Source organism: Gordonia sp. NPDC003585, assembly GCF_040610755.1.
Taxonomy (GTDB): domain Bacteria; phylum Actinomycetota; class Actinomycetes; order Mycobacteriales; family Mycobacteriaceae; genus Gordonia.
Genome location: NZ_JBEXMX010000173.1, coordinates 1 through 3,160, shown reverse-complemented (window position 1 = coordinate 3,160; position 3,160 = coordinate 1). Strand labels below are relative to the sequence as shown.

Sequence of the window (3,160 nt, the reverse complement as noted above, 5' to 3'; positions counted from 1 at the left end):
GATGGTTGAGGTTGGCGACAGTGTCAGCTTGCCAGGTGGTTTCGACACGACGCCTCGCCCTTGGGGGCTCGGTGTCGGCTCAACCAGCGGGGGGGGTGGGCACCGTGTCGAGATCCGCCGGATCGAGCCGGTACCGAGCGGAGCGAGGCACCGTGTCGAGATCAACCAGCGAGGAAATCACCGTGTCGACATCACCCAGCGTGGGGCGCGGCGGTCCGACCGTTCACACGCACTTGACGATGGGCTCCGGGGCGTAGCGGACAGTGCGGGTGTGGCGCGAGATCTCGGCGCCGGTGCGGGCGTCGCGGATGATCCGGGTGTTCGACGTGGTGAACCCCTTGCTGCCGCTGCTGGCGATGCAGTCGTCGCCCTTGGGGACCGAAACACGTTCGGGCGCAGTGATTGCGGTGCGTTCACCGGTGATCGATTCCACCTTGACCGTGGTTGTCGACCACATGCGCACGGTCACCGACGAGGACGACCAACTCGTCTCGATGTAGATGCCGTGTCGGGTGTTGTTGCGGAACTGCAGGTCGATGGCGCCCTCGAACACCGTCGCCTCCCGCGCCTCCGGATAGCGCGAGATGTAGTAGGCGTGCTCGGTGTGGTCGACGTCCTCGAGTCCGGCGAAGTACGCCGCGTTGTAGAGCGTCGTCGCGAACTGCGAGATGCCGCCGCCGACTGCCTTCGCGGCGCGTCCGTGGTCGATGATCGTCGACGTCACATAGCCCTGGGCAGAGCCTCGCGGACCCGTATAGGTGTTGAGCGAGAACACCTTTCCGGGCAGGACCACTGCACCGTCGACCTCGGCCGCGACGAGACGGATGTTCTCGCCCGACGCACTGCTGAAGTCTCCGGTGGTGTATTCGCTCACCACCTCCTTCACCCCGAGGCGTCGCGCTCCGGCAGTGGTGAGGCGTGGTGGCACCACGTCGTAGACCGCTGCCACCGTGCGGGCGCCGTCAGCCGACACCGCTTGTGCGGCAATGGCGTCGGCGGTCTTGGTCCAGTTGATCCGTGCGCCGTCGACCGACGGGACCACCCGTGGTGCGCCACCGGTGACCCGGAACGACGCATTCTTCGCGATGCTCTGCGAGCGGGCCAGGTCGCCGTTCAGCAGACCTTTCGCCACACCCGGGTCGACGCGCGGCACCAACCCGCCACGGCCGTCGGCGACAAACGTGAGGATCGAACCGAGTTGCTCCGGCGACACCTCGACCTTCACGTCACGGCGCCCGGTCACCGTCAGTTCGCCGGCGGTCGCACGTTTCGCGACTCCGGCGACGGTCGCGTCAACCACCTCGGAAGTGACCGAGGGCGAGAACGGCTCCATCGGCAGGTGGACCGGTGCTCCGTCCAGCCAGCGACTCATCAGTACGTCGGCCGCCCGGTCACGCGCGATCCGCAGGCCCGCGGTGGGCCGGTCGGGTCGGGGCTCGGCACCCGCGTAGTGCACCCCGCCCTCGATGGCGGCGCGCTCGAGGACCCTACGCTCGGCGTCGAGCGCGGCGTCGAACGTCTTGCGGTCGAGTCGGACGACCGGCGCGACCTCCGGGCCCCGACCGACGATCCCGAGAAGGCGCACGACGGGGTTGCGCAGCGGGGTCAGCAGACGGTCGCGGGTGGCGTCGACATCAAAGGTGAGGCCGAGCTCGGTGGCGGTGAATTCCACGGACCCCGAGTCCGTGGCGATGATCACCGGTTGTCCGGCCCGACGCGCGAGCTCGGCCAGCGCCGGTTCGAGTTCCTTGCCGCCCTGGTTGCCGACCTCGATGCCGGCGATCGTCGCGCCACGGGCCGAGGCAGACCGGGTGAGGACGACGTCGGTGGCGAGAACCAGGCACAGCACGGCGACGACGCCGACAGCCACACGAGTGGCCATGCGTGTTCTCCGAGCGCCTGTAGTCACGACTCCAACCATAATTTCCGACAAGCGGAGATGAACTGTCGTGCGGACCACAGTGGGCGGCGACGACAGTGAAGAGTCCCGACCGCCTGCGCTTCACCCCCGAGAAAGCAGGCGCTCCGGCCGAGCTGTCGGGTCGGGGGTCTGACAGCTCAGCCGGAGCTACTGGTATGTCTACGCTACTTTTCGTTTCGTTACATCCCCTGTGGGCACATTTCCCGAGATTGTGACGAATTTCCCCTTCCATCTCGGGCCATTTGAGACGACTTCGTGTCAGAAGTCTCGACAGTCCCCAATGAAGTGTCCAAAATCGGGATCGAAGGTTCTCTAACCCTCGATGATCGCCGTGACACCCTGCCCGCCGGCCGCACAGATCGAGATGAGGGCGCGTCCGCCACCGTTCTCCTTGATCTGCTTGGCGGCCTGGGCCACGATGCGTCCGCCGGTCGCGGCGAACGGGTGGCCCGCGGCCAGCGACGAGCCGTTCACGTTCAGCTTGGTGCGGTCGATTGACCCGAGCGCGTTGTCGAGGCCCAGACGCTCCTTGCAGTACTCCTCGGACTCCCATGCCTGCAGGGTCGCGAGCACGACGGACGCGAAGGCCTCGTGGATCTCGTAGAAGTCGAAGTCCTGCAGCGTCAGTCCGTTGCGCTCGAGCAGGCGCGGGACGGCGTAGGTCGGGGCCATCAGCAGCCCGTCGGGTCCGTTCACGTAGTCGACGGCCGCGGTCTCGGAGTCGACGAAGTAGGCGAGAACGCCCAGCCCCTTCGCGTCGGCCCACTCGTCGCTGGCCAGCAGGACGGTCGACGCGCCGTCGGTCAGCGGGGTCGAGTTGCCCGCCGTCATGGTCGCGTCGCCGAGCGAGACGCCGAACACCGGCTTGAGCTTGGCGAGCTTCTCCACTGAGGAGTCGCCACGCAGGTTCTGGTCGCGGATCAGTCCACCGAACGGGGTGATCAGGTCGTCGAAGAACCCGGCGTCGTAGGCGGCGGCCATCTTCTGGTGGCTCGCGGCGGCCAGCGCGTCCTGGTCGGCGCGCTTGATGCCGAACTCCTTGGCGGTGATCGCGGCGTGCTCGCCCATCGACATGCCGGTGCGGGGTTCGCCGTTCTGCGGGATCTCGATGCCGAGTTTCGGCAGCAGCTTCAGCGCAGCGAGCAACTGGTCGGTGGTGCTGCGGGCGCGGTTGACCTCGAGCAGCTGACGCCGCAGTCCCTCGCCGACCGCGATCGGGGCGTCCGACGTGGTGTCGAC

General features: G+C 67.5%; 2 protein-coding genes. Both read right to left on the bottom strand.

From position 1 onward, the window contains the following. Positions 1 to 223 precede the first annotated feature (223 nt). Entirely contained in the window at positions 224 to 1,882 is a 1,659-nt protein-coding gene (locus ABZW74_RS24295; RefSeq protein ID WP_240862563.1) for a VanW family protein, read from the bottom strand. 351 nt (positions 1,883 to 2,233) lie between these two features. Beyond that, positions 2,234 to 3,160: acetyl-CoA C-acetyltransferase (locus tag ABZW74_RS24290; RefSeq protein ID WP_355280045.1), on the bottom strand; the 927-nt coding region annotated here is incomplete at its 5' end.